Here is a 26,288-nt window from a genome sequence, read left to right on the forward strand (position 1 = left end):
GGCCACCCGGCTCGGGTCAAATTGAAGCCCCTAATGGATGATAGAGATATTCTATGAAGCGGTGCGATAGCCATTAGGCAAGCGCAGGTCGCGCGCGACGCTGAGGACCGCTTGAGCCAACGGTCCCATCGGTGCACGATCCGACACTATGACGCCCACGCGACTGCCTTCCGCCGTGGCGGGCAGCGGATAAGTGCGCGCCCAGGCCAGCCCTTCCAGCAAGGTGGCATGATTTTCCGGAATGATAGAACAGAGCCGCCCCTGCTGCACAAGGCCGAGCAGTGCGACATAGCTGTCCGCCGTGACCACCGGGCGCAGGGCAAGCCCCCGTTCGGCCAGACGCGCGTCCAGGATACGCCTGTTCTGCATGCCCTGATGCAACAGGCACAGCGGCAGGTCCGCAAGATCGGCCCAGTCCAGCGGATCGGGTATCGGAGCGCAGCCGACCGCACCGATGAGGATCGCCCGCTCTGTATAAAGAGGCACTGACAAGGCGTGGGCCGGTGGTTCGAAATCGAGATAGGTGATCCCGGCGTCCAGTTCGAACGCAGCAAGGCCCCGCTCGATCTGCCGGGAAGTGAGCGCGCGGACGGAGATGTTAAGGCCCCGATGGCGCTCCAGCATCGCTTCAGTGAGATGGCCGATCACCGGCATGGCGGCCGGGATCGCGCCCAGCCTTAATTCGCCCTTCAGCGGACCACGGGCCGTTTCCGCCGCGTGACCAAGGGCTTCGGCAGCGGCGATCAATTGACGTGCCCATGGCAGGATAGCCTCTCCCTCAGCCGTCAAACCCACATATTTGCGATCGCGCCGGATCAGCCGCTTTCCCAGCTGCGCTTCCAGTGACGCGATGCCCACGGACAGCGTGGGTTGCGAGACATTGCAGTAGGACGCCGCGCGCGCGAAATGACCTTCGCGCTCTAACGCCAGGAAATATTCTACAAGGCGCGTCTGCATGCTGTCATCTACACTGGATCGGGTGGAAGTTCATAGAGCGAAACTATGGTCGCCATTTGGAGCGGGGGTCGGAGCGCGAATTCGGCCGTATGCGCATCCTGTTGGCCGATTTTGCAGATGATCGCACCTACGCCTCGCCTTAACCCTCGTTAAGGAGTATCGTGAACCAGCATGCTATCACTTCCATCTCACCATCTGGAGGTTGCAATGTCTGGGCAAACGGATGCACCCTATTTGTTCCGGCGCGCACGGGAGGAAGCTGCCAAGGTCAACGACGCCTTGGCAAGGCACGCTCCTGCCGAAGAGGTCGCGGCGCATCGGGAATTGGCGTTGCGGTACAAGGTTAGGGCGCTGGCCGCTTCCTGTCCCGATCAGGTCCTGCATGACGCCATGGAAAATTTTGACGTGCCGAGCGACCCCGTAGGCGGAAAGCCTGCGCATCAATAACCTAGGGGGATTGCAGCCGATAAAAATGAAAGCGCCCCCGAGCAAGGGATGCCGGGGGCGCGACTTGTATGCTGTCGGGCATCCAAATCGCGGCGCGTTTAACAGACATTGTTGACGACTGCAATCCAGTGATAACTTTCCAGCGGCCATGCCGTAACGTCAATGCGGACGACGCCCTTTGGAGCGAGGCAATATGCAGGTGGGACAAAAAGGCCAATTGAATTAGGCTCCTCTATCATCACATGGACTTGCCAGGCGAAGGCCCGGAACGTGCACAGGGGAAGCAGATATGGTTCAACCGTCGGATAAGTCGCCAAGGCGTTCGCTGATCGAAACCGGCGCGCTGGGTCGTTGCCCCCGGTGCGGCGACGGGCATATATTCAAGGGATTTCTTACCGTCCGCGATAGGTGTGAGGTTTGCGGACTGGATTATTCCTTTGCGGACCCGGCGGATGGCCCAGCGGTGTTCGTGCAGTTGTTCGCCTGCGTTCCCGGCGTCATCTTTATCGTGATGTTGGAGATATTGGCGCGGCCGCCTTTATGGGTGCACATCGCCGTCGGTATCCCGGTGCTCATATTGACGACAGTGTTGCCGTTACGCCCGATCAAGGGCTGGCTGGTCGCCGCCCAATATGTGACGAAGGCGCAGGAGGCAGGGACGGCGGACTTATGGGCCAAGCTGCACGGGGATGGGCCGGACAAGCGGGATTGAGCGATGGGGGCGTATGGATCGCCCCTCCAGAAATGGCCTCTGCACGCCAGCCTTGCCTGAGATTTATCCCCGCCGCGCCAGTTTGGCTGGCATGACGGGAATTCGATAAGCCCTCAGAACTGCTGCTAGCGGTTTGCGCTCAGGCGAGCGCGCCGTGGCAGTGCTTGTATTTTTGACCAGAGCCGCACGGGCATGGCGCGTTGCGGCTGATATCCAGATTGGTGAACTCGCCGGGCTGAGCGTTGCCGACCGGAGGGCGCGGCAGCGTGGTCGTGATGCTGCCCAACTGGCCAGCGTCGATGTCACCGCTATTATCTTCACCTGAGAAGGGGTCGATGTGCGTGGTGATGAAGTCGGGAAGCACGGGCAGGTCGAACTCGGGCAGCGGTTCTTCCATCCTGAACTGCACGCGCGCGATCGAGCCGGTCACATCCTCACGGATGTTGCTCAGCATGCGCTCAAACAGGGCGAAGGCTTCCTGCTTATATTCGTTGATCGGCGTCTTTTGCGCATAGGCGCGCAGGTGAACGACCTGGCGCAGCGCGTCGAGGGTCGACAGATGCTCTTTCCAGTGATGGTCCAGGCTCTGGAGCAGGATCGATTTTTCGATCATGTGCCAGTTTTCCGGATCGATCCCGCCAATCTTTTCGGCGACCGCTTCATCGGCAAGAGCCTTGAGGCGTTCCTCGATCAATTCCGGATCGACGGCATCTTCCGTCAGCCATGCGTCGAAGTCGGGTTCAAGCCCGAGGATTTCGGCGGTGCGCGCCTTCAGCCGGTCGATATCCCACTGTTCGGGATATGTGCCCGGAGGACAGGATGCGCCGACAAGGTCGTTGACCGTTTCGTGCCGCATGTCCGTCACGACGTCGTCAACGGTATCAGCGTCCATGATGTCGGCGCGCTGTTCATAAATGACCTTGCGCTGGTCGTTCATGACGTCGTCATATTCGACGACCTGCTTGCGGATGTCGTAGTTGCGCGCTTCGACTTTCCTCTGCGCGGTTTCGATCGCCTTGCTGAGCCACTTGGACGGGGGCAGCGCCTCGCCATCCTCAAGGTTCGAGCGGATCATTTTGGCAAACATGGTGTCCGGGCCGAAGATGCGCATCAGGTCATCGTCGAGGCTGAGGTAGAAGCGCGAGAGGCCGGGGTCGCCCTGACGCCCTGAACGACCGCGCAGCTGGTTGTCGATGCGGCGGCTTTCATGCCGTTCGGTCGCGAGGACGAAGAGACCACCAGCGGCGAGCACCTCGGCCTTTTCAGCTTCGATCTCGGCGTCGATCCGGGCGATCGCGGCTTCGCGTTCCGGTCCTTCCGGCATGTCGCGCAGTTCGTCCTCGACGCGCATTTCCAGGTTGCCGCCCAATTTGATGTCGGTGCCGCGACCCGCCATGTTCGTCGCGATGGTGACGGCGCCCTTCCGGCCCGCCTGCGCGACGATGTGCGCTTCGCTTTCATGGAAGCGAGCGTTGAGGACGGCGTGCTTCACGCCTTCCTGATTGAGGAATTCGGACAGCATTTCCGACTTTTCGATCGACACCGTGCCGACGAGGACCGGCTGGCCCTTTTCGGCATGGACCTTGATCGTCTTGGCGATGCCGCGGAACTTATCTTCCAGATTCTTGTAGAAGCTGTCTTCTTCATCGACACGTTGCACCGGCCGGTTGGTCGGGATGGTGACGACGTTCATCTTGTAGATTTCGTAGAATTCGGTCGCTTCGGTCGCGGCCGTGCCGGTCATGCCGCCGAGCTTCGGGTACATGCGGAAAAAATTCTGGAAAGTGATGGAGGCGAGCGTCTGATTTTCAGGCTCGATATTCACCCCTTCCTTGGCTTCCACCGCCTGGTGCAAGCCGTCCGACCAGCGGCGGCCATCCATCATGCGGCCGGTGAACTCATCGATGATGATGACCTTGCCGTCTTTGACGATGTAATCGATGTCGCGGCGGAACATCACGACCGCGCGCAGCGCCTGATTTACATGGTGAACAACGGCGGTGTTTTCGAAATCGTAGAGGTTGGCGCCTTCCAGCAGGCCAGCATCTTCCAGCAGACGCTCGATCTTTTCCGTCCCGTCCTCCGTCAGGGTGACGGTGCGCTGCTTCTCGTCCTTCTCATAATCGGCTTCGTCCAGCTTCTTCACGATAGCATCGACGGCCACATAGAGTTCCGACTTGTCATCGGTCGGACCCGAGATGATCAGCGGGGTGCGCGCTTCGTCGATCAGGATCGAGTCCACCTCGTCGACGATGGCGAAGTTGAAGGGCCGCTGCACCATCGATGCGCGATCATACTTCATATTGTCGCGCAGATAGTCGAAGCCGAGTTCGTTGTTCGTCGCGTAGGTAATGTCGGCATTATAGGCTTCGCGCCGCTGATCCTCGCTGAGGTTCGGTACAATCACGCCCGTGGTCAGGCCGAGGAAACGATAGACCTGCCCCATCCACTCGCAGTCGCGGCTGGCGAGATAGTCGTTGACGGTAACGACATGGACGCCCTTCCCTTCCAGCGCGTTCAGATAGGTGGCGAGCGTCGCGACCAGCGTCTTACCCTCACCCGTGCGCATTTCGGCGATCTCGCCGCGGTGGAGGACGATGCCGCCGACCATCTGCACATCATAGTGGCGCTGGTGAAGGGTGCGCTTGGCGGCCTCACGAACCGTGGCGAAGGCCTCGGGAAGCAGGTCGTCGAGCGTCTCACCCTGCGCCAGGCGTTCGCGGAATCGGGCCGTCTGTGCCGTCAGTTCCTCGTCGCTCATCGCCGAAATGGCGGGTTCGAAAGATGCGATGCGTTCGACGATCTTGCCCAACGACTTTACGTAACGTTCGTTGGACGATCCGAAGATGGACTTGGCGAGTGCGCCGAACATGCAAGTTCCTGACAAAAGGGGAGCGCGCACCCTTTTAAGGCAACGCACACGGATATGCGCGGCGATTTAGGGTTTGGCTGTGGGATAGTCAATTGATGAGCGGCCTGAACGCTTCGATCGAGGCAATGATTGACGGACGGATGATATGCGCTAATCCGCGCTCATGACACAGCGCTCTCCCCTCGCCCCCGCAGACTTTCCCGAACTTCCCGCGATTTCAGGCGTGACCGCGCGCGTTGCCAGGGCGCGGTACAAGAATTGGGATCGGTGCGATCTGACATATGTGGAACTGGCCGAGGGGACGGCGGTTGCTGGCGTGACGACGCAGAGCAAGTGCCCCTCCCCCGAGGTCGAATGGTGCCGGGACGCCATTCCGCTCGGGTCGGCACGGGCGCTGGTGGTGAATGCGGGCAATGCCAATGCCTTCACCGGCCATCGCGGGCGGGCGGCTGTCGAAGCGATCGCGGCGAAGGTCGCCAATCATCTTGGATGCCTGCCTTCGGATGTTTTCGTGTCTTCGACTGGGGTGATCGGTGTTCCCTTGCCGGTGGACAAGGCTGAGGCTGGGCTGGAGGCAGCTTTCTCCGCCGTGCCTTGCAAGTGGGAAGAGGCGGCGAATACGATCGGGACGACCGACACCTATGCCAAGGGTGCGCGCACGAGCGCCATGATTGGCGAGACGCGCGTTGAGCTGGCGGGGATCATCAAGGGATCGGGCATGATCGCGCCGGATATGGCGACGATGCTCGGCTATATCTTTACCGACGCAGCGGTCGAGCCGAAACTGTTGCAGCAGATGCTGTCGGCGGCGAACCGGCGGACTTTCTCCTGCATCACGGTCGATAGTGATAAGTCGACCAGTGATACCGTGCTGGCCTTTGCCACGGGCAGGGCAGGCAACACCCCGTTGACGTCGATGGACGATGCGGGAGCGGATGCGTTTCAGGCGGCGCTGAGCGACCTTTGCCTGCAACTGGCGCATCTGGTGGTGCGCGATGGCGAGGGCGCGTCGAAGTTCATCGAGATCAGCGTCGAAGGCGCGGAGAGCGACGCGAGCGCGCACCGGATCGCACTGTCCATCGCCAATTCTCCGCTCGTGAAGACCGCTATTGCGGGCGAGGACGCGAATTGGGGGCGCGTGGTCATGGCGGTCGGCAAGGCGGGCGAACCGGCTGATCGCGACAAGCTGTCCATCCGGTTCGGCGTGACGCAGGTGGCCTCGGGCGGGCTCGCGGCGGAAGGCTATGACGAGGCGCCGGTTGCCGCGCACCTTAAGGGGCAGGATATCCAGATCGGCGTGGACCTTGGCCTTGGCGAGGGCCGCGCGACGGTCTGGACCTGCGACCTGACGCATGGATATATCTCGATCAACGCGGATTACCGTAGCTGATGCCGATCGAGCTGCATGACGATGTCGTCACGTTGATGCGTGAGGTGGCGCGAGACATCGTCATGCCGCGCTTCCAGAATTTACGCGCCGACGAGATCAGCGAGAAGGCCGTCGATGACTTCGTCACCGTTGCCGACAGGGAAAGCGAGATCAGGCTGGCCGAAGGGCTGAGCCAGATCCTGCCCGAAGCGGGAATCATCGGCGAAGAAGCCTGCGCGGCGGACCCGGCGATATTGGATCGGGCGGGTGACGGGCTCAACTGGATCATAGACCCGATCGACGGGACAGGTAATTTCGCAGCTGGGCGCCCGCCTTTCGGTATCATGATCGCGTTGGCCGACGCGGGAACGACATTGGCGGGATGGATATTGGACCCGCTTACCGGGCGTTTGTGTCACGCCACGCTAGGAGCTGGCAGTTATATCGATGGCGAGCAGGTCCGGGCGCGGGAGAGCGGTGATCCCCTGCCGATTGCGGCGCTGGCGGTCTATTTCATGACGCCGGAAGAGCGAGCTGACATTCAACGGCGGGCGGAAGGGGCTTTTGCGCTTGTGGACATTCCGCGCTGTGCGGCGGAGCAATATCCTCGGCTGGTGTTGGGGCAGAATGATGTTTCGGTCTTTGCGCGAACATTGCCGTGGGACCATGCCGCCGGGACGCTGTTCCTGAACGAAGCTGGCGGATGCTGTCAGCGGTTGGATGGGTCGCCCTATGTGGTGGGCGATTTGCGACGGGGATTGCTTGGGGCTTCGTCGCCGCGGTTGTGGGAGGCTGCGGCGGGGGTGTTGTTTCGGTAAGGCTTGGGGGCTACTTCGGTGGCGACGTTGCGCGTTCCCCTCTCCCCGGCCCTCTCCCCTAGGGGAGAGGGAGTCTTGGACAGATTAGAGGACGCTTTCGATCCAGCCTTTTAGGGCGCTCTTAGGCGCGGCGCCAACTTTCGTGGCCGCTGCTTCGCCATTTTTGAACAGGATCATCGTCGGGATGCCGCGCACGCCATATTTGCCGGGCGCGTCGGGATTTTCGTCGATGTTGATCTTGGCGATGATGACCTTGTCAGCCAGTTCCTCGGAGATTTCTTCCAAGGCCGGGCCGATCATCTTGCAGGGGCCGCACCATTCTGCCCAGAAATCGACAAGCACGGGCTTGTCTGCGTCGATCACGTCCGCCTGGAAGCTGGTGTCGGTGACTGCCTTGGTAGCCATGTTATATTTCTCCTTCAGTTGGGCGGATATCTAGGACGGTGACGCGTCCGTCTCAACGGGTGAAAGCGGCAAATTCTCCTGCGCGGGGGGAAAGCCCGGCTTGTGCGCGGCGAGAAGATCGTGCGGAAGCGTGATGAGGCGCGGGGCGCTGGTGTAGAGCAGCGCGGCTTCTATCCGCCGGTCGGGGAAGATCACCTGAAGCGCGGCGGCATAGGCTGCCATCTGGCGGACATGGGCGGCGGGCACTTCCTCCACGCTGAGCGGCGCTATGCGGCCCGTTTTGAAATCCACGACCTGCACGCGGTCGGGGCCGATGCATAGCCGATCCACGGTGCCGGAGATCACCATGTCGCCGACGACCGCGGCGACAGGCGCTTCAGCAAGGGCGCCGGGGGCGAAGAGCGGCGCGAAGTCGCTATCCTCGATCACGCGAAGAGCCTGTGAAATGACGTCATGGCGCAATGATGGATCCGCCGCGCCCTGCTGTTCGAGCCAGCGGTCGGCGCGTTGACGGCGTTGTTCGGGCAAAACATCAGGCAACCGTTCGAACAAGGCGTGCAGCCAGCGCCCCCGCTCGCTCGCCGCCCGCATGGCAGGCGTGGGCGGGGGATAGGGCACGTCATCCTCTACCGGAGCGGAAGGTGCGAGGGGCCGGGGGGGACGCGCTTCTTCTGGCGCGGGCTGACGGAGCCAAGCGGGTTCGGCGTGCGACGCCGCTTCAACAGTAGCGGCCTTTTGCAGGGGACGCGGAGGCAGGGCTTCTGCGCCCAGCCAACGCCGACGCGCGCCCCATAGATGATCGTCCTCCCATTCCGCGCCAAGGTCGATCATGGCGTTCTCGACCGCCGTGAACCAGCTTTCGGGTTGCGGCATGCCTCGGGCGCGCGGGCCTAGCGAGCCGGTGACGACCAGCCTTTCCTCGGCACGGGTCAGCGCGACATAGAGCAGCCGCCAATGCTCCTGCCGTTCGGCAGCGCGGGCTTCCTCCAGAACTTGCCCGATGGGACCAAGCCGCTCGGACTTGCGGGGAGGGAGGATAGGCAGGCCGTTCCATTCCAGCGAATCGCTGCGTGTCCCGGCATCGGGATCAAGGCAGGCGTCCGCCAATATGACGACCGGGGCCTGCAAACCCTTCGCACCGTGCACGGTAAGAAGGCGGAGCGAATCGCCCTGCGCCGCCGCGTCGCGGACGATCTCCACTTCGCCCCGGTCGAACCAATCGACGAAACGCTGCAAGGAGGGGTGATCGTCCGTCTCGAAAGCGAGCGCGGCGTTGAGCAGCTCCTCGATCGGATCGGTCGCCTCTACCCCCAGACGTTCGATCAGGCGGCGGCGCCCCTCCATCGGGCCGGACAGAATCGATTCGAGATAGCGGTAGGGCGTGGTGAGGTCTGCGCGGTTCAGCAGGGTGCGAAGCGGGGCGAGCAACTCTTCGTCCTGGGTCCGGGTGAGATGCTGCCAAAGGCCAACGCGGCGGTTCATGGCGCGGGCCATGAGATCATCCTGCGACCAACCGATCAGCGGCGATACCAACAGCGAGGCCAGGTTGAGATCATCCTCCGGCTGCACCGCGAAACGGAGCGCGGCAAGGAGGTCGCGCACGGCAAGCGGCGCATTGAGGCGAAGGCGATCGATCCCCGCGACGGCGACGCCTTCCTCATAGAGGCGGGCAACGATCAGGCGGGCTAGTTCGCTGCGGCGGCGGACGAGGATCATGATATCGCCTGCCGTAACCGGGCGGCCACGGCTTTCGAGCATCATGCCGTCATCGATCCATTGGCGGATCTGCCGCGCAATATTCTGGGCGAGCAGGCGTTCCTGATCGGCGGCCCAATCCTCCTCCCCTTCGGCGTCGTCGGACAGGCCAGCGATGGCTGGTTTCCATAGCAGGACTTCGCCGGGGAAGCGGTTGGCGCTGATGTGCTGGACGGCGCCCGAGAGGAGGCCGAGCCGCTCGGCGCTCAAGGTCGCGATTGTCCGGTCCACTACGTCGAGCACGGCGGGCGTGGAGCGGAAACTGCGTTCGAGCGACAGGTCGTGGAAGATATGGTCGGCATCTTCCGCATTACGCTGGAATGCTATCTGCGCGGCGGCGAAGGCCTGCGGGCTGGTGCCCTGGAAGCCGAAGATCGCCTGCTTGAAGTCGCCGACGGTGAAGATGGTGCGGACGCGATCACCCTTGGCGCCCTCCCCTGCGAAAAATTCGGCAGCGAGCGCGCCTACGATCTGCCACTGGCTGACGTTCGTGTCCTGCGCCTCATCGACCATGATGTGATCGATGCGCTGATCGAGCTTGTAGCGAATCCAGTCGGCGATGCCAGGTTGGGACAGAAGATCGGCGGTGCGGGCGATGAGGTCGTTGAAGTCCACGGCACCGGCAAGCTGCTTTGCCTCATGATAGGCGCGGGCATAGGCGCGGCCCGCATGCAGCCCTTCGGCGAGCAGGTCGGCATAGGCGGCGAGCGCCTTGAGGTTCAGAAGCTCGGCGCAGCGGGAGTGGAGGCGCGCGCTTGCTTCACCATAGCCATCGACCGGGGGAACCCAGCCCTTGGTCGAAATGAGGTCGCCGTCCTTCTTCGCCCAAGCGGCGTGCAGATCCTCCAAAGCCTCCGCGCGGCCGCGAGCGCCTAAGGCTCGCCATCGGGCTATGCGGTCACAGCGCTCCAGGGCGCGGCCGGTGCCCCAATCGGCATTGGCCTGAGCGATCCAGACGAGGGTCCGCATGTCGAACTGCGCGTCTTCGCACTGGCTGGCGAGGTGCGCGATGACGTCACCTTCGGGAAGGCCGAGTTCGCGATAGAGCGAGGCGGCGATGTCTTCTGGCAATTGCTCCAGCGCGGGCAGATGGGCGGCGCAGCGCAGGAGGAATTGTTCGGCGCCGCCTTCCCCCAGACGCAGGCTGATCGCTTGTAGCGCTTCCATGAGCCGGTCGTCGCCCTGATCCTGCGCACGGACGGCAAGATCGGCCAGGGTCTGGCGGGCGAGCGCCGCCTGCTCCCGCTGGTCGAGCGGGCGGAAGCCCGGCGGCAGGTCGGCTTCGAGGGGAAAGGCGGTCAGCAGTTGCTGGCAGAAGCCATGGATGGTCTGGATGCGAAGACCGCCGCCGGTGGATTCCAGCACCTCCGCAAAGAGGCGGCGGGCGCGATCGCGTGCTTCCGGGCCGCTATCCTCGTGCAGCGCCTCCAAATCCTCGAACAGTTCGCCTTCCTCCATCTGGACCCAGGCGGCGAGGCGATCATGGATGCGGTCGGCCATTTCCGCCGCGCCCGCTTTGGTGAAGGTGAGGCAGAGGATATTTTCGGGCCGCACGCCCTGTAGCAGCAGGCGGAACACGCGCGCGGTCAGCACATGCGTCTTGCCAGTGCCCGCCGAAGCCGACAGCCACACATGGGCGTCAGGCGAAGCAGCGCGCGCCTGCGCTCCCGCGAGGGGTTGAAGCGCGGAGGTCTTTCTAGACATCGTCGCGGCCATACCATTCCTCCAGCCGCATTAGCTGGTCATAGTCGCCATAGTTTGCGACTTCGGGATTCACCTGCGCGTCGAAGGGGGCGTTACCCGTCAGATAATCGCCAGCGATCTTTTCGAACCATTCGTGGACGAGCGATGTGAAGGAGGCCGTTACGATCTTATCTCGCTTCCCCATCGGATCGACGGGGCTTTCCCGATAGCCGAAGGCGTCGTTCTTCTTGGCCAGCGACCAATATTCGAAACATCCTGCGGTTTTTGCGCCCTCGATGGCCGGGAAGCCACCCTGTTCGGCGATGAGGCCCAGTAGCCCTAATTGGAGCGAATAGCCCGCCTTGACCTGCTTGGCGCTAGGCGGTTTGCCGGTTTTGTAGTCGACTATGGCGAGCGAGCCGTCCGGCATGCGATCTATCCGGTCAGCCTTGCCGGTGAGGGTCACGCCAGCGATTTCCGCCCGGCCATCCGTCTCCACCGCCAATATGGAGCGGCCTGCTGCCTGATCGGCGGTGACTTCGGCAGCGATCCAGCGGATGGCCTCGATCAACCTTGGCTGCCAGAGCGCCTTCAGCAGCGGATGGACATCGGGCCGGTCGAACATCGCGCGGGCGCGGGCTTCCAGATCGGCGGGATCGCGCCGCCCGGCCTCTGCCCAGTGCTGAAGGATTTCATGGACAGCCGTACCGCGCCATGCAGGGCCAGCATCGGCATCGACCGGGTCGAGGCGATTTAGGCGCAATATCCGCTTGGCGTAAAAGGCGAAGGGGTCAGCCTTTAAGCGATCGACGTCCGTTACGGGGATCAGCTTCGGGCGGACGGAGGCGGGTGGCACTGGCGCGGGACGGCGGCTGGGCTGGTGCCGCGCTGGGCGGTCGAGTGCCTGTGCCAGCGCTGCGTAACGATCGGCGCTCTTCCATTGTGGACCGGCCATGGCCTTGAGACGCAACCAGAAGCGGGAGGCTATGGCGGGACCGCCCGATCCTCTGCGCGCGCGGGTGATAAGGACGTGGGGAGCGCCCAATGCGCTGGCAAAGTCATGGGCGGCGCGGCCGATGCGGGTTTCCAGGCCCGGCAGGCCGAGTTCCCGCCGGATGCGGGGAGCAAGCCAGGGATCGGGGGACGGCAGGCCGGGCCAGGTGCCCTCGTTGAGGCCGCCGAGAATCATGAGGTCAGCCTGAACCAGTTGCGCTTCGATAAGGCCCAATATGGATATGCGCGGATGGCCGCCCTGAACGGGGCGCACCGAGACGCCGCCCAACATATTGTCGAGCAGGGTCGGGAGGGAGCGGATGTCAGACTGTTGAGGGCCTTCGGGGGCCGCCTGTTCCAACTCCGCGAACAGGTCGGCGGCGGCGTGGCCCTGGACACCCGACCATATGGCATCGCCGGTCAATGCTCCGGCTTGTTCGCGAATAGCGGCGAGTTGAGTTGCGACGGACGGCGCGGCGGCAAAGGCCTGCTCCAGCGGATCGAGCATGGAGCGGGCTTGCGACCACCATTGACGGCTTTGAGCGCGTAGCGCCTGCTGACGATCTTCCCCTTCGCGTTCGGCGAGAAGCAGGTCGATCCCCTGAAGGCCAGCGGGAGGACGAGGACCGCGCAGCAGCAGGTCGAGGCCGCGCGCACCCTCCAGCCAGGGGAGCCGCCCTTCCCCGCGCATGACCAGCGGATGCTTGAGGAGTGTCAAAAGCGCGACGGGCGCGAAGCGTTCGGCCACTGCCTGGGCCAGCGCGATGAGCAGAGTGCCCGGCGGCAGGCGGGACAGCGGAAGGCCTGCGGAATCGTCTGCCGCGATTCCCCAGCGCGCCAGATGCGCCGACACGCGCGTGGCGAGTTGGCGGTCGGGCGTGACCAGCGCGGCGGTGCGGCCCTGCGTTTCCACCGCCTCACGCAGGGCGATGGCGATCGCCTGAGCTTCCTCACCCGGCGTTGCGACTTCCAGCGCCTCCACCCCTGTGAGTGAGCGGTCGGCGGTCTTCAGATCGCGCCAGCGGCTGGTGAGGCGCGGCGGGAGCATGGCGTTGGAGATGTTGCGGCTGCGGACGGCGCGTGCATCATGCTCGCTGCCCCAGCGCCAGAGCGCTACGTCATCGCGCGTGGCGCTCATTCCATTGAGCAAGCGCTTGAGGGCATATTGGGGATGGGTTTCATGCGCAGGGGGCGCACGGCCGGTTACGGGGTCCGGCGCAAAAGGACCGATGGCATCCCATGCGGCTTCGTCCATTTCATGGTCGAGGCCAGCGAAAACGACGCTGCCGCGCGGCAGGACGGCAATCCTTCGAAGCAGACCCGCAACCGCCGGAGCGGTCGTGGCTATGCCAGCGGCGACGACGAAACCGGATGGCGGCTCTGCGTCCCAACGTGTGGTGAGGCGATCGAACAGGCGATTGCGGCGGTCAGCAAGGTCGATGAGGCCAAGCCGTGCCAATTCCTCGGGCCAGCGGCGAATGAGGATGGAAAATAAGTCGAGCGATCTTTGCCAATGGCCCGACAGTTCATCCGACAGCGTGAGTTCGGAAAGCGCGGTGATGGGCACCCGCTCCACCTGCATCTGGTCGAGCACCGTGCCGAGCGCCTGACCGAGCTTGATCGCCTGCGCGGCGTCCATTGGCTGGCCGGATGCCTGCTGAACCATGCGGGCCAGGATCATCTGGCGGCGCATGGGCGCGATCGCGGGGGGAATGGCCTCCCCCTCCGCCAGAGGATCGAGCGCACCGCCTGCCTGTTCGCCAAGATCGGGATCGCCGATCGCGACCAATCGGGGAAGAAGCAGGCCTCCACCCGATCGGCGGACGAAAGCGTCACTGACGGCACGGATCGCGCGGTTGGTGGGTAGCAGGATCATGCCCTGCGCCAGCGCCATGGGATCGCTGCCATGCTGCGCGACTATGCCCGCTGCCAAGGCGTCGGAAAAGGCGCGGTGAGCTGGGATGTTGAACAAGGCGGGCCGGGTGCGGTCACCCATAGGCGAGCATCGATTCCACAAAAGGAATGGCGCGCGGCGTGCCGACGTCGAACCAGAGGCCCTGATGGGAAACGCCGTAGAGGCGCCCCGCTTCGATAGCGCGGTTCCAGAAGATATTGGTCGAAAAGACGTCGGATGGCGGATCGACCAGCAGGCTGGGCGAAAGGATCTGAACGCCCGTAAAGACGAAGGGCGCGACATGGCTCGTCTTGCGGCGGCTCAACCGGCCAGAGGCGTCCATGTGGAAGTCGCCCGGTCCCGTATGGCAATGAGCGCGGGCGAGTGGCACCAGCAGCAGCAGCGCATCCATGCGATCGGGGTCCCACAGGCGCTGCATCATGCTCAGCGTTTCCTGCGGCCCGTCGATCCAGAGATTGTCGCTGTTCGCGCAGAAGAAGGGTTTGTCCCCCAGCAGAGAACGCGCATGGATCAAGCCCCCGCCCGTTTCGAGCAGCTTGGGGCGCTCGTCCGAAATCAGCACCTGCATGCCGTTCGAATGGGCATTGAGATGCGCCTCGACCGTGTCGGCGAGGTAATGAACATTGACCACCACCTTGCGGATGCCGCCAGCGGACAGCCGGTCCAGCGCATGGTCCATCAGCGGCTTGCCAGCTACCTTGACCAGCGGTTTTGGGCGCGTGGCGGTGAGCGGGCGCATCCGCTTGCCAAGGCCAGCCGCCATCAGCATTGCCGTGTCGATCATGCGGGGGCGTTATCCTGAAGCGCGAGATGGCGCTTTTCCGCTGGGATGTTGGCCGCGAACCACTCTGCAACAGGTGCCAATGCAGGATGAGCGAGGTCGCGTTCCAGCAGGTCCCACATGCGCGGCAGGAAGGACAGGTAGCGTGGCTTTCCATCCCGTTTCCACAGGCGGGTGAAGAGGCCGATGATCTTCGCATTCCGCTGCGCGCCCAGCACAGCATAGGCAGCGTCGAAGTCGGCCGGGGGATTTGCGATAGCCTTATAGTGGCGGATCATCGCAGCCTCCACCTCCGGCGGCACATCGCGCCGAGCGTCCTGAAGCAGCGACACAAGGTCATAAGCGGGATGCCCGGCCAGAGCGTCCTGAAAGTCAAGAAGGCCAAGCCCGCGTACTTCGGGCCGGTCGATCAGCATGATATTTTCGGCATGATAATCGCGCAGCACTGTGACTGTGGGGCTGGCGGATTGCTCCACGATCGGCAGCACGGCATCCCAGGCCCGCGTATAGGCATCTGTATCAACGGAAAGGCCGATCGCAGGGCAGTACCATTCGGTGACCAGCCCTGCCTCGCGCTGATAGACCGCGCGGTCATAGGGAGGCAGGTCGGCGGCAGGCTGGCGATGAAGATCAGCGAGCAGTTCGACTGCGCGGCTATAAACGCCTTCCTCGTCGACGGGGACATCATCCAGATGTTCCTTGACCCGCAAGTCGCCGAAATCCTCGATGAGCACCAGACCTTGCTCCAGGTCGCGGGCAAGGATCGCTGGGGCAGCAAAACCCTGCTGAACCAAATGTTCGGCAATGGCGATGAACGGGCGCGGGTCCTCATGTGGCGGCGGCGCATCCATCAGCACGGCACGGCGCGCGCCATCGACCACGCGGAAGTAGCGGCGGAACGACGCATCCCCTGCCAGCGGGACGATAGCGGCATGCCCCCACCCCGCAGCTGAGAGAAAGGCGGGAGCGGAAGCGGGCGGGATCATATCTGCGACCATCGCTCTGTCCAAGCGTCCGGCACGCGCACTGTCAAGCGCCGAGCGCCGTCGGGTTCGATGTCGATGTGGAGCCGCAGCGCATGCGGCCATGCATCCGGACCCAGGCGATCCGGCCATTCGACGATCAGCAGGCTGTCCATCAGATATTCGTCCAGAGCCAGTTCCCGCGCCTCTTCCGCATCGTCAAGGCGATAGAGGTCGACATGGGCGACGGGCAGCTTCACCTCCGGCACATCATAGGGCTGGACGATCGCGAAGCTGGGGCTTGGCGCCTCGCCTGCAAGGCCAAGCCCCTCCAATATGCCGCGCGCGAGCGTCGTCTTTCCCGCGCCAAGGCCGCCCTCCAGCGCGATGACGTCACCGATGCGCGCCAAGTCAGCCAGACGGTGGCCGAGGGCCAGCATCGCCGCTTCGTCGGGCATGGTCAGGCTCTGCTCAGCCACGGGGTAGCTCGATCACGGCCATGGTGCCCTGCCCCGGCTCTGACACGAGCTGGAGGGTGCCGCCATGCGCCTCTGCCAATTGCTTGGCGAGCGGTAGGCCGATCCCGGCCTTTTCGCCGCTGCGTGCCTGTTCCGCGCGAGCGGCTGCATCGAAGATCGTGGCGCGGCGCTTTGCGCTGATGCCTGGACCGTTGTCGGACACGACGAGCCGCGCGGAATCGCTGCTGCCGTCGCCGTGCAGCAATACCCGCGCGCCGCGTCCGCTGTAGCAGACCGCATTTTCCAGCAGATGGTCGAGCGCTTGGCCGATCCGGCGGCTGTCGCCTTCCACCTTTCCCAATGTTTCATGCAGGGAGATCGCAAGGTCGATGCCCTTGGCCGTTGCCTCGGTCTTGATCCGTTCGATGCTTTCCTTTGCCAGGGCGGCGAGATCGACAGGCACCCTATCGATCGGAAGTGTCCCGGCTTCTCCCTGTGTCAGGTCCAGCACATTGTCGATCAACATCGACAGGCGACTGGTACTCTGGAGAATGCCATCGACATATTCCTTGGCGGAATCGCTCATGTCTCCGGCGTAGCCCGCGCTCATCATCTCGGCGAAGCCCGCGATGGTGGTGAGCGGCGTGCGCAGCTCGTAGCTCATATTGGTGACGAAGGCGGTCTTGACCCGATCGGCCTGCTCCAGCGCCTCGTTGCGGTCGCGCAGCACCTGTTCGACACGGCGGCTGTCGGTGACGTCCAGCATCGTGAAAAGCGCATTGCCGTCGGGCAGAGGGATGGCGGCAAATTCGAAGATGCGGCCGTCCGCGAAACCGACATGGCCGACGCGCTGCTTGCGCTCCACTGTCGCGGCGCGGACCAGTTCGCGGACGAGATTGGCCTGCTGCGGCTTGGCGAGGCGGGATTGGACGGCGCGGAGAAGTTCGTCGATGCGCGGGTGCTGCGCCAGAAGATCTTCGGATATTTCCCAGATCGAGCGGAAACGGCTGTTCCACAGCGACAGGCGGCCATCGGAAGAAAATACGCCGATCGACTCGAACAGATTGTCGAAGGTCGCTGTGCGGACTCGCAGCAGCGTGTCGCGCGCGCTGGAAAGCTGGACCTGCTCCGTCCGATCCTCGAATATCAGGAGCAGGCCGCCGTCGGGCAATGGCTGACCATAGACGCGCAGATGCGTGCCATCGGCGAGCAGCCAGTTCTCCTCGCGCGGGTCGGGGGAGAGGAACCAGTCCCGGCGTTCCGCCCGCCAGGCCGGAAAGTCGCGATGTTCGGGCAGGCGGCGGGCCTCCCGCATGCGATCGAGGACGCGTTCGAACACGGGCTGGTCCGCCAGATGTTCCTGATCTAGCCCGAACAGGCTCATAAATGGCTGATTCCAGAAACGCAGGGTGCGATCCGGGCCAAAGCGGGCCACGCCAGCGGAGAGGCGATCGAGAAGGTCGCGCTGAGCCGCTTCAAGGCGGCGGTGCTCGACACGGGCCTGTTCAAGCTCATTCTGATCCATCGCGAAACCGGCGACACCAGCTTCGCCCAGCGGCACATCGACGACCCGCATCGTGCGACGTTCGCCATCTATGGTCGCTGGCACCATGCGCTCGACCACCCGATCCTCGGCCAGCGCCTGTTCTGCTGATGACTGAGGGCCAAGGCCGCCCACCGCCTCGACCAGTTCGGTGCCGTGCGCGATGACGTCTGCCGCATTGGCGCCATCAACCGCGCGGACATAGGCCGCGTTGACGAGGCTGAGGCGCATGTCGGCGGTGCGATGCCACATTGGGAACGGCGCGGCCTCCACAAGGCCCGCGAGCGCTTCCAGCGCTTCGCGCAGTTGCTCGACCTTGCTCTTCAGCGCCTGGATTTCCGACTGGCTGTCGGTCGCGTCGAATATCCAAAGGACCACCCCGCCGCTTTCGGCCAGCACTGGCCCGGCAGGCGCACCGCGCACCAGCAGGAGCCGGGACGAACCCTCTCCTCGCACAGGCAGGGCGAAGCTGCGACCGGCGCGTTGGGCCGCCGCTATTTCCTGCGCGAGGGCCGCTGCGTCCTCCGGCTCCAGGCCGCCGTCGGGCGCGGTCAATTCGGATACAAAAGCGGGTACACGGTCCTTGCCAAGCCATTTGGCGAGCCGGTCGGCGGCCTCGATCCGGCCATCGGCATGAATGATGATGGGTGCGGCCGGCGCCGAGGCGAGCAGGCTGGACAGGCGATCGAACTTGCCCTGCACTTGCGTGCCTTCGCGACGCATGCGCTGCCCGGTCGAAAGCGCCCACACCGCAGCGGCCAGCCACGCGGCCAGCACGATCCCCAATATGACTGCGGCAAATGGGGTCAATGACGTCATTGCGCCTGTTCACCCCTCATCGCGACTGCCACCCCTTTGCATGATTATCAGGGGACTAACCCAAGTCGGGAGCAGCGTGAAGCGGGGAGTTTGAAGAAATGCGCGGATCCTTCAAGACGGACACGCCCTCATCTTCGTCATGCCAGCGAAAGCTGGCATCTCAGCCGGACGCCGTTGGCAATAGATCCCAGCTTTCGCTGGGATGACGAGAGGCTAAGCATAAAAAAGGGGAGACTTTCGCCTCCCCCGTTTAGGTTTTTAGTAGCGGTAATGATCCGGCTTGAACGGACCTTCCGGCGTCACGCCGATATAGGCGGCCTGCTTGGGGGTCAGCTTGGACAGCTTCACGCCCAGCTTTTCGAGGTGAAGCGCCGCCACCTTTTCGTCCAGATGCTTGGGCAGGACGTATACGTCGTTCTTGTAGGTGTCCGACTTGGTCCACAGTTCGATCTGCGCCAGCACCTGGTTGGTGAAGCTGGACGACATGACGAAGCTCGGATGGCCGGTGGCGCAGCCCAGGTTCACCAGGCGGCCCTTGGCAAGGACGATGATCTTCTTGCCGTCGGGGAATTCGACTTCGTCGACCTGCGGCTTGATTTCGGTCCACTTCATGTTCGAAAGACCGGCAATCTCGATCTCGCTGTCGAAGTGACCGATGTTGGACACGATCGCCATATTCTTCATCGCGCGCATGTGATCGACGGTGATGACGGCTTCGTTGCCAGTCGCGGTGACGAAGATGTCGGCGCGAGTGGCGGCCTCTTCCATCGTCACGACTTCATAGCCTTCCATCGCCGCCTGAAGCGCGCAGATGGGATCGACCTCGGTCACCAGAACGCGGGCGCCGCCGTTCCGGAGCGAGGCTGCCGAACCCTTGCCAACGTCACCGAAACCGGCGACGCAGGCGACCTTGCCAGCCAGCATGACGTCGGTTGCGCGGCGGATGGCGTCGACCAGCGATTCCTTGCAACCATAGAGATTGTCGAACTTCGACTTGGTGACGCTGTCGTTCACGTTGATCGCCGGGAAGGGAAGCTTGCCCTTCTTCGCCAGCTCATAAAGGCGGTGAACGCCGGTGGTGGTTTCTTCCGAAACGCCCTTGATCGCGGCGACGGTCTTGGTCAGGTAGCCCGGACGATCGGCCAGGAAGCGCTTGAGCGTCGCGACGAAGATTTCTTCTTCCTCGTTACCCGGCGTGAACAGTTCTTCCCCAGCCTCGACCCGCGCGCCCCACAGCGCGAACATGGTGGCGTCGCCGCCATCGTCCAGGATCATGTTGCAGGGCGTGTCACCCCAGTCGAAGATGCGGATGACATAATCCCAATATTCCTCCAGCGTCTCGCCCTTGACGGCGAAGACGGGGATGCCGCACGCGGCGATGGCAGCGGCGGCGTGGTCCTGGGTCGAGAAGATGTTGCACGAAGCCCAGCGGATTTCCGCGCCCAGTTCCGCCAGCGTCTCGATCAGCACGGCGGTCTGGATCGTCATGTGCAGCGATCCGGTGATACGCGCGCCCTTTAGCGGCTTGGCAGCGCCGAATTCGGCGCGCAGGGCCATCAGGCCGGGCATTTCGGTTTCGGCGATCTCGATTTCCTTGCGGCCGAACGCGGCAAGGTTGATGTCGGCGATCACATAGTCCTGCGCCTGGGTGGCGGGTGCTGTGGCCACGAGCGTGTCTCCATCGGTTTAGAATGTGCCGGAGCCGCTCGCATGGCGAAACGGCGGCGATGGCCTGCGCTTTACCAATCGCCGCCGTTGATGGCAACTCAATATAAAGTTTTCTTTATGTCACTCTTTGCCGTTGTGTGAGGCGACCGCTACCCTCGTTCTACCCAGATCGGCAGATGGCTCCGCTTCCCGATCCGCAATCGCCATAACGACGTCGCAGCGGGCGCCCGAAAGATGCGGGGTCGTACCGGCAGCGTCCGACAGTTCAAGCAGCGCCGCCCGGGTCGCGGGTAGCGCGTTAGCCGCATCCGTGATCGACTGTAGGTCGCGGCAGGCGAGCCCTTCGGCTCCGGCGCCATAAACGTTGGCGAGGCTGGTTACGTAATTGTCATAAGCTCCCAGCGCGCCCACCGGTCCTGCGACGGAACGGAAATGTTCGCGCAGTTCGTCATTGACCTGCGTCAGCGCGTCACGCTTTTCCCGGATGAAGCGGTTATAGTCGGCCAGGAAGTTGCTGCCCGTGGAGCGGCAACGCAGCGCCGACACCATCAGCATCATCTCAAAATCCCGAATTTGCGCCGCCTCTACAGCGACGTTCTTCCAGCAAGGCGCGGCGCTGGCAGGCGCGAGCGGCATCGCTGCGGCAATCATAGCCGCGACAAACTTCTTCATGATTTGAACCCCCGAGCAATTTCCCCAGGATGAAGGTGCGCCCGCGCGCTTGCCGCGTTGTAAATGAAGGCGGTTAGCGGGAATTTACCTGGAAATGTTCAGTTACGATGCGGAAACAAGCTCTGTTCCGCGCCATCGTTACGCAGTTGAACCGGGAAAATATCTCGCAAATTATGCGACGCGATCAGGCGGAGCCAGCGCCGCTCACCAGATGAGACGCATCGACTCCGGCAGCGGCATAGGCCGCCGCCCATTTTTTTTCCGCCGGAACGTCGAACAATATATCCGCGCTGCATCCCGCCGGGAACCAGCTTTCGCCGGTCATCTCCTGATCGAGTTGCCCTGCGCCCCAACCGGCATAGCCGAGGGCGACGATGTAGCGACTGGGACCAGTGCCTTCCGCGATCGCCTTCAATATCTCCAGCGAGCCGGAAAGCCCCCAGTCCTCCCCGACCTCCACCATGTCATGCCCTTTCCAATCGAGGGAATGCAGCACGAAGCCCCGGCGCGGTTCGACCGGCCCACCGCGAAGCACGGGTATGTCGGGGACATTGGCAGGGTTGATGTCAAAGCTTTCGAGCAGTTCATGCAGCCCCACGCCCTCGATTTCATCGCTGACCGCGATGCCGAGAGCGCCATTTTCATCATGGACGCAAATGGCGATCACGGAATGATCGAAGCGCATGTCTTCCATGCCCGGCAAAGCGAGCAGGAACTGACCGGCATAGGAGCGAAGTTGATCCATAGGATGAATATACGCTGCCCAGCGGCTTTGCCAATGGCGGGCTGTCGTTCACCGGGGGCGATGCGACACGTAAGCGCGCCTTGACACAGGACCGCCAAGCGCCGACCTCCCGCCTCATCAACGGCAGGAGACAGAATATGACCATCGCAAAAGGGGATCGCATCCCCGCCACCACCTTTGCCAAGATGACGGAAAATGGACCGGAGCAGGTTTCCTCCGACGAATTTTTCAAGGGCCGGACGGTGGCGCTCTTCTCCGTTCCCGGCGCCTTTACGCCGACCTGCTCGGCCAAGCACCTCCCCGGTTTTGTGGAAAAGGCCGACGCCCTGAAGGAAAAGGGCGTGGACGAGATTGCCTGCACCGCCGTCAATGACGCGTTCGTCATGGGCGCATGGGGCAAATCAGCCGGAGCAGACGATAAGGTCACCATGCTGGCGGATGGCAATGGCGACTTCGTCAAGGCTGGGGGCCTGACGATGGACGGCAGCAAGTTTGGCATGGGCACGCGTGGCCAGCGCTTTTCCATGATCGTAAAGGATGGCGTGGTGACCGAACTGAATGTCGAGGCACCGGGCGAGTTCAAGCTTTCGTCGGCTGATCATCTGTTGGGGCAGCTCTGACGCGATGGCCGCGCGATGCCCTCATCGCGCGGCCACCGGCCTTCCTTCCGTCACATATCTGCGGTAGCAAGGTTCGATGACGAAAAGCATCGGCAGCGCGGCGGTCGCGCAACTGGACCGGATCTACCAGACCTCTATCGGAAATCTGCGCGAGGCCATGCAGGCCTATGCCCGCGATGGCAGCGTGCCTCCGCCAGAGGCAAAGTCCGATCGCCGCTTCTGTTATCCCGAACTGCGCATCACCCACCATGCCGAAACCGATGCCCCGCCGCCGGGGCGATCCTTTGCCCGCCTGTCCAAGCCCGGCCTTTATACCACCACGCTCACCCGACCGGAGATGTTCGGCGATTATCTGGCCGAGCAGATCGATTTGCTCGTCCGGGATTATGGAGTGGAGGTCGAAACAGCGGTCAGCGACCAGCAGATTCCTTTTCCCTATGTGCTCGATGGGCTGGACATCAGCGCCCTTGACGGCACGCCTCCGACCGAACTGGCGCGTCATTTCCCCGCAACCGAGTTGGCGGAGATCGGGGACGAGATCGCCGACGGCCTGTTCATGCCGGATGCAGATGGGCAAAGGCCGCTGGCTCTGTTCGACGGGCTGCGCACCGATTTCTCGCTGGCCCGATTGAAACATTATACGGGGACGCCGCCGGAACATGTTCAACGATACATCCTCTTCACCAACTATCATCGCTATGTCGATGAGTTCGTGGCCTGGGCCTGCGCGGAACTGCAAAGAGACGGTTCGCCCTACACCGCCTTGTCCGGCGCAGGCGGCGTCTATGTGACGCGGGAGACGGCCGATCCAGCGCGCATGATCGCGGACAGTGCATGGCGCAAGCATCAGATGCCCGCCTATCACCTGATCGCGCCCAATCGCAGCGGGATCACGCTGGTCAATATCGGCGTCGGTCCTGCCAATGCGAAGACCATCTGCGATCATCTGGCGGTGCTGAGGCCGGAAGCCTGGTTGATGATTGGTCATTGCGGTGGCCTGCGGCCCAGCCAGCGGATCGGCGACTATGTGCTCGCCCATGCCTATCTGCGCGACGACAAGGTGCTGGATGATATGCTGCCCCCCGAAATACCGGTGCCAGCCATTGCAGAGGTGCAGGTCGCGCTGGCCAAATCCGCCGAAGCGGTTTTGGGCGGCAGTGGCGCCGAGGATTTCAAGCGCAGGCTGCGCACCGGGACCGTGGTGACGACCGACGATCGCAATTGGGAGCTACGCTATTCCAGTTCAGCGCTGCGCTTCAGCCTGTCGCGCGCGGTCGGGATCGACATGGAATCCGCGACGATCGCGGCGCAGGGTTATCGGTTCCGGGTTCCCTATGGGACATTGCTTTGCGTATCGGACAAGCCGATCCATGGCGAGCTGAAGCTGCCGGGGCAGGCGAACCGCTTTTATGAGGAAGCGATTGCGGGACATCTGCGTATCGGGCTGATGACGTGCGAACTGCTGCGGCAGGAAGGCCCCAAGCTGCACAGCCGGAAACTGCGGGCGTTCAACGAGCCGCCATTCCGGTGATCGTTTGGCGGGTCAGCTGGTCAGGAACTCCACCATGGCCTCGCCCAATTCCTTCTTGGTCACTGCGGCCATGTGATTGCCGGGTATCTCGACATAACGGCCATTGGGCAGAATGTCGGCAAGTTCCTGCGCCACGCCGTTATCCTGATCGTCGACGCCGCAGATGACTTCGGTCGGCTGCGTGAAGGTCGCGATCGTTTCGGCGGACGTGTCCACGAAGGTGTTCAGGATATGCAGTAGCGCGACTGGATCGCCCTTCGTCGTTTTCAGGAAGGCTTCCGTCATCCATTCCGACGTGCCGCGCTCGAACGTGCCGAGGTTGGTGAGGACGTTACGATAATAGCCGCCCTTGTCGAGCGTATTGACGAGGCCGCGTAGTCCCATGCCAGCAAGGATCACCCGGCGCGGGGTCGCGCCGCACGCCAGCATCCGCACCGTCGTCCGCGCACCTAGCGAATAGCCGCCCAAGTCATAATCGGTCAGACCAAGCTGGTCGATGACGGCCAGATTGTCGTCCGTCAAAGCATCGGGCGGATAGGCGGCGGGGTCATGCGGTTTGCCGCTTTCGCCATGTCCGCGCAGGTCCGGCATGATCAGCCGGAAGCCAGCCTCCACAAGCCGCGCGGCATGGCCGTAACGGATCCAATTGGTCCAGGCGTTGGAGAAATAGCCATGAATGAGGACGAGGTCGCGTCCCTCCCCCGCGATATGGACCGCAATGGGAAGACCGCCGAGCCCCTCGACTTCCACTTTCTCTAGCTCAAGGTCGGTCATGATCACTCCCTCACTGTGTCGGCGCTGCTCGATATGGCCTTGGCGCCGCCTTGTCGATGGCGGCGTAGGCCAAGGACCAGCAGGGCGATTAGTGCACCGACCTGAGCGGCGGCCATGTCCTTCTGCGGATCCCAGACGTCACCTTGCTGGCCATTATACCAGTCGGCGGTTTCTCCTTCCGCCATCAACGTCAGCAGCCATTCGAAGGATTCATAAAAGGCGCTGATGAAGCCGATCGTGACGAAGCCGAAGGCCAGGCTCCAGCCCAATCCCATGCCACCCCGTCGCCGCGCGATCTGCGCCAGTGGGTGCGTCAGAAGCAGGCCAAAGGCGAAATGGACGAGCCGGTCATAGCCATTGCGCCGCCATCCGAAGGTGCTGGAAAAATCATGGCCTGTCATCGAGCGCGCCCAATCGTCATAGGGCACATAAGAATAGATGTAGCGCCCGCCCAATGTATGCAGGAACAGGAACAAGGTGATGCAGGCCACTGCGCCATTACTTAGAGGCCAGCGCCGCAGAAGCCATGGCGCAGCCAAGGCGAGGGCGATCGTCGGCCCATGCTGTAACGGCGCGAGTTCGGGAAATGGCTGATTGATCTGCGCGGCGGCGATGGCGCCAATCAGCAGCAGGATCATCCGGCGCTGGGCTATCGGAAGACTTTTCCAAACAGCGCCAGCGCCGGACGTCATCAGTTGGCCTCAGCCCTTCTTCAGGTGACGGCGGCCCAGCAGTTCGGCGATCTGCACCGCGTTCAGCGCCGCGCCCTTGCGCAGATTGTCGCTGACGCACCAGAGGTTCAGACCATTTTCGATGGTCGAATCCTCGCGGACGCGGCTGACGAAGGTCGCATAGTCGCCCACGCACTCGACGGGAGTGACGTAACCGCCATCCTCACGCTTATCGACGAGCATGATGCCCGGCGCTTCACGCAGGATGTTCTGCGCCTGCTCAGCCGAAATCTCGTTCTCGAACTCGATGTTCAGCGCTTCGGAGTGACCGACAAACACGGGCACGCGCACGCAGGTCGCGGTCACCTTCACCTTGGGATCGAGGATCTTCTTGGTTTCCGCGACCATCTTCCATTCTTCCTTGGTCGAACCATCGTCCAGGAAGACGTCGATGTGCGGGATCACGTTGAAGGCGATCTGCTTGGTGAACTTCTTCGCCTCGGCCGGATCGCCCACGAAGATGTTGCGCGACTGTTCGAACAGCTCGTCCATGCCCTCTTTGCCAGCACCGGAAACGGACTGGTAGGTAGCGACGACGACGCGCTTGATCTTCGCCGCGTCATGCAGGGGCTTCAAGGCCACGACCATCTGCGCGGTCGAGCAATTCGGGTTCGCGATGATATTCTTCTTCTTGTAGCCATCGATCGCGTCCGGGTTCACTTCCGGCACGATCAGCGGAACATCGGGGTCCATGCGGTACAGCGACGAATTGTCGATCACCACGCAGCCAGCCGCAGCAGCCTTGGGCGCATATTCAGCCGTCGGGCCAGAGCCTGCGGCGAACAGGGCGATGTCCCAGCCCGTGAAGTCGAAATGCTCGATATTCTTGACTTTAAGAGTCTTGCCGGTGTCACCGAAATCAACTTCGGTGCCATGCGACCGGGACGATGCGACCGCCGCGATCTCGTCAATCGGGAACTCGCGCTCGGCGAGAATGGTCAGCATTTCGCGGCCCACATTGCCCGTGGCACCAACGACGACGACCTTGTAACCCATGACTAAAGACTCCACTCCATGCAAAATTGCGGAGTGGGCGCCATAGCGTTGTCCCGGCAATT

The 26,288-nt window shown here is 63.0% G+C and carries 21 protein-coding genes; 6 read left to right on the forward strand and 15 right to left on the reverse strand.

The genetic code is table 11. The annotated features are described in order from the left end of the window. Nucleotides 1–51: 51 nt before the first annotated feature. Nucleotides 52–957 carry a LysR family transcriptional regulator gene (locus ACZ51H_RS04780; protein WP_464794817.1) on the reverse strand — a complete coding sequence of 302 codons (906 nt, stop codon included), beginning with the start codon at nt 955–957 and terminating at the stop codon, nt 52–54. A 207-nt stretch (nt 958–1,164) separates the two neighbouring features. Between ACZ51H_RS04780 and ACZ51H_RS04785 the strand changes: the two genes are divergently transcribed. Next, complete coding sequence (locus tag ACZ51H_RS04785; protein ID WP_464794818.1) at nt 1,165–1,404, forward strand: hypothetical protein; 240 nt, start codon at nt 1,165–1,167, stop codon at nt 1,402–1,404. Nucleotides 1,405–1,693: 289 nt separating this feature from the next. After that, on the forward strand, nt 1,694–2,116 hold the full coding sequence (locus ACZ51H_RS04790) for a DUF983 domain-containing protein (protein ID WP_464802599.1): 423 nt from the start codon (nt 1,694–1,696) through the stop codon (nt 2,114–2,116). Between the two features lie 139 nt (nt 2,117–2,255). On the opposite strand, the gene secA is transcribed toward ACZ51H_RS04790, so the two are convergent. Further along, the gene (gene secA / locus ACZ51H_RS04795) at nt 2,256–4,988 is read right to left on the reverse strand and encodes a preprotein translocase subunit SecA (protein ID WP_464802600.1); all 2,733 of its coding nucleotides are present in this window, start codon (nt 4,986–4,988) and stop codon (nt 2,256–2,258) included. A 163-nt stretch (nt 4,989–5,151) separates the two neighbouring features. On the opposite strand from secA, the gene argJ reads away from it, so the two are divergent. Then, nucleotides 5,152–6,378, forward strand: coding sequence for a bifunctional glutamate N-acetyltransferase/amino-acid acetyltransferase ArgJ (gene argJ / locus ACZ51H_RS04800; protein ID WP_464802601.1), 1,227 nt, complete (start codon nt 5,152–5,154; stop codon nt 6,376–6,378). Further along, nucleotides 6,378–7,175 (forward strand): inositol monophosphatase family protein, encoded by a 798-nt coding sequence (locus ACZ51H_RS04805; RefSeq protein WP_464802602.1) that lies wholly within the window; start codon nt 6,378–6,380, stop codon nt 7,173–7,175. The genes argJ and ACZ51H_RS04805 overlap by 1 nt, the downstream gene beginning before the upstream one ends. Nucleotides 7,176–7,259: 84 nt before the next feature. On the opposite strand, the gene trxA is transcribed toward ACZ51H_RS04805, so the two are convergent. The 10 genes from trxA to ACZ51H_RS04855 form a co-directional block, all read right to left on the reverse strand. Further along, a complete protein-coding gene (gene trxA, locus ACZ51H_RS04810) occupies nt 7,260–7,580 on the reverse strand; it encodes a thioredoxin TrxA (RefSeq protein WP_449472362.1) in 321 nt (106 codons plus the stop codon). Nucleotides 7,581–7,610: 30 nt separating this feature from the next. Continuing rightward, nucleotides 7,611–11,051, reverse strand: a complete 3,441-nt coding sequence (addA, locus tag ACZ51H_RS04815) for a double-strand break repair helicase AddA (protein ID WP_464802603.1) — start codon at nt 11,049–11,051, stop codon at nt 7,611–7,613. After that, the gene (addB, locus tag ACZ51H_RS04820) at nt 11,032–14,007 is read right to left on the reverse strand and encodes a double-strand break repair protein AddB (protein WP_464802604.1); all 2,976 of its coding nucleotides are present in this window, start codon (nt 14,005–14,007) and stop codon (nt 11,032–11,034) included. Before addB ends, addA begins: the two co-directional genes overlap by 20 nt. Then, nucleotides 14,000–14,710 carry a nucleotidyltransferase family protein gene (locus tag ACZ51H_RS04825; RefSeq protein WP_460985834.1) on the reverse strand — a complete coding sequence of 237 codons (711 nt, stop codon included), beginning with the start codon at nt 14,708–14,710 and terminating at the stop codon, nt 14,000–14,002. Before ACZ51H_RS04825 ends, addB begins: the two co-directional genes overlap by 8 nt. Next, the gene (locus ACZ51H_RS04830; RefSeq protein ID WP_464802846.1) at nt 14,707–15,693 is read right to left on the reverse strand and encodes an aminoglycoside phosphotransferase family protein; all 987 of its coding nucleotides are present in this window, start codon (nt 15,691–15,693) and stop codon (nt 14,707–14,709) included. Before ACZ51H_RS04830 ends, ACZ51H_RS04825 begins: the two co-directional genes overlap by 4 nt. Then, entirely contained in the window at nt 15,690–16,127 is a 438-nt protein-coding gene (gene tsaE, locus ACZ51H_RS04835) for a tRNA (adenosine(37)-N6)-threonylcarbamoyltransferase complex ATPase subunit type 1 TsaE (RefSeq protein WP_464802847.1), read from the reverse strand. The genes ACZ51H_RS04830 and tsaE overlap by 4 nt, the downstream gene beginning before the upstream one ends. Nucleotides 16,128–16,140: 13 nt before the next feature. Then, entirely contained in the window at nt 16,141–18,489 is a 2,349-nt protein-coding gene (locus tag ACZ51H_RS04840) for a PAS domain-containing sensor histidine kinase (RefSeq protein ID WP_464802605.1), read from the reverse strand. 258 nt (nt 18,490–18,747) lie between these two features. Beyond that, complete coding sequence (ahcY, locus tag ACZ51H_RS04845; protein WP_464802606.1) at nt 18,748–20,157, reverse strand: adenosylhomocysteinase; 1,410 nt, start codon at nt 20,155–20,157, stop codon at nt 18,748–18,750. A gap of 120 nt (nt 20,158–20,277) precedes the next feature. After that, nucleotides 20,278–20,829 carry a hypothetical protein gene (locus tag ACZ51H_RS04850; protein ID WP_464802607.1) on the reverse strand — a complete coding sequence of 184 codons (552 nt, stop codon included), beginning with the start codon at nt 20,827–20,829 and terminating at the stop codon, nt 20,278–20,280. Between the two features lie 184 nt (nt 20,830–21,013). After that, a complete protein-coding gene (locus ACZ51H_RS04855; protein WP_196226065.1) occupies nt 21,014–21,574 on the reverse strand; it encodes a YqgE/AlgH family protein in 561 nt (186 codons plus the stop codon). Nucleotides 21,575–21,711: 137 nt separating this feature from the next. Between ACZ51H_RS04855 and ACZ51H_RS04860 the strand changes: the two genes are divergently transcribed. Both ACZ51H_RS04860 and ACZ51H_RS04865 read left to right on the forward strand, forming a co-directional pair. Then, nucleotides 21,712–22,194 carry a redoxin family protein gene (locus ACZ51H_RS04860; protein WP_464802608.1) on the forward strand — a complete coding sequence of 161 codons (483 nt, stop codon included), beginning with the start codon at nt 21,712–21,714 and terminating at the stop codon, nt 22,192–22,194. Between the two features lie 76 nt (nt 22,195–22,270). Then, entirely contained in the window at nt 22,271–23,725 is a 1,455-nt protein-coding gene (locus tag ACZ51H_RS04865) for an AMP nucleosidase (RefSeq protein ID WP_464802609.1), read from the forward strand. Between the two features lie 12 nt (nt 23,726–23,737). On the opposite strand, the gene ACZ51H_RS04870 is transcribed toward ACZ51H_RS04865, so the two are convergent. From ACZ51H_RS04870 to ACZ51H_RS04880, 3 genes are read right to left on the reverse strand one after another with little or no spacing between them, the layout of a single operon-like run. Beyond that, nucleotides 23,738–24,499, reverse strand: a complete 762-nt coding sequence (locus ACZ51H_RS04870; RefSeq protein ID WP_464802610.1) for an alpha/beta fold hydrolase — start codon at nt 24,497–24,499, stop codon at nt 23,738–23,740. A 2-nt stretch (nt 24,500–24,501) separates the two neighbouring features. Then, nucleotides 24,502–25,191 (reverse strand): DUF2238 domain-containing protein, encoded by a 690-nt coding sequence (locus ACZ51H_RS04875; protein ID WP_464802611.1) that lies wholly within the window; start codon nt 25,189–25,191, stop codon nt 24,502–24,504. Nucleotides 25,192–25,200: 9 nt separating this feature from the next. Beyond that, nucleotides 25,201–26,226: an aspartate-semialdehyde dehydrogenase gene (locus tag ACZ51H_RS04880; protein WP_464772343.1), complete on the reverse strand. Its 1,026-nt coding sequence runs from the start codon at nt 26,224–26,226 to the stop codon at nt 25,201–25,203. Nucleotides 26,227–26,288: the final 62 nt, after the last annotated feature.

This window comes from Sphingobium sp. TomMM15, assembly GCF_055397045.1.

Coding starts and splice junctions, on each gene's coding strand:
- ACZ51H_RS04840 (WP_464802605.1), bottom strand. CDS start 18,489: ATGACGTCATTGACCCCATTTGCCGCAGTCATATTGGGGATCGTGCTG.
- argJ (WP_464802601.1), top strand. CDS start 5,152: ATGACACAGCGCTCTCCCCTCGCCCCCGCAGACTTTCCCGAACTTCCC.
- ACZ51H_RS04880 (WP_464772343.1), bottom strand. CDS start 26,226: ATGGGTTACAAGGTCGTCGTCGTTGGTGCCACGGGCAATGTGGGCCGC.
- ACZ51H_RS04830 (WP_464802846.1), bottom strand. CDS start 15,693: ATGATCCCGCCCGCTTCCGCTCCCGCCTTTCTCTCAGCTGCGGGGTGG.
- ACZ51H_RS04875 (WP_464802611.1), bottom strand. CDS start 25,191: ATGACGTCCGGCGCTGGCGCTGTTTGGAAAAGTCTTCCGATAGCCCAG.
- ACZ51H_RS04790 (WP_464802599.1), top strand. CDS start 1,694: ATGGTTCAACCGTCGGATAAGTCGCCAAGGCGTTCGCTGATCGAAACC.
- trxA (WP_449472362.1), bottom strand. CDS start 7,580: ATGGCTACCAAGGCAGTCACCGACACCAGCTTCCAGGCGGACGTGATC.
- addB (WP_464802604.1), bottom strand. CDS start 14,007: ATGGGTGACCGCACCCGGCCCGCCTTGTTCAACATCCCAGCTCACCGC.
- ACZ51H_RS04870 (WP_464802610.1), bottom strand. CDS start 24,499: ATGACCGACCTTGAGCTAGAGAAAGTGGAAGTCGAGGGGCTCGGCGGT.
- ACZ51H_RS04850 (WP_464802607.1), bottom strand. CDS start 20,829: ATGAAGAAGTTTGTCGCGGCTATGATTGCCGCAGCGATGCCGCTCGCG.
- tsaE (WP_464802847.1), bottom strand. CDS start 16,127: ATGCCCGACGAAGCGGCGATGCTGGCCCTCGGCCACCGTCTGGCTGAC.
- secA (WP_464802600.1), bottom strand. CDS start 4,988: ATGTTCGGCGCACTCGCCAAGTCCATCTTCGGATCGTCCAACGAACGT.
- ACZ51H_RS04825 (WP_460985834.1), bottom strand. CDS start 14,710: ATGATCGACACGGCAATGCTGATGGCGGCTGGCCTTGGCAAGCGGATG.
- ACZ51H_RS04860 (WP_464802608.1), top strand. CDS start 21,712: ATGACCATCGCAAAAGGGGATCGCATCCCCGCCACCACCTTTGCCAAG.
- ACZ51H_RS04855 (WP_196226065.1), bottom strand. CDS start 21,574: ATGGATCAACTTCGCTCCTATGCCGGTCAGTTCCTGCTCGCTTTGCCG.
- ACZ51H_RS04785 (WP_464794818.1), top strand. CDS start 1,165: ATGTCTGGGCAAACGGATGCACCCTATTTGTTCCGGCGCGCACGGGAG.
- ACZ51H_RS04865 (WP_464802609.1), top strand. CDS start 22,271: ATGACGAAAAGCATCGGCAGCGCGGCGGTCGCGCAACTGGACCGGATC.
- addA (WP_464802603.1), bottom strand. CDS start 11,051: ATGGCCGCGACGATGTCTAGAAAGACCTCCGCGCTTCAACCCCTCGCG.
- ACZ51H_RS04805 (WP_464802602.1), top strand. CDS start 6,378: ATGCCGATCGAGCTGCATGACGATGTCGTCACGTTGATGCGTGAGGTG.
- ACZ51H_RS04780 (WP_464794817.1), bottom strand. CDS start 957: ATGCAGACGCGCCTTGTAGAATATTTCCTGGCGTTAGAGCGCGAAGGT.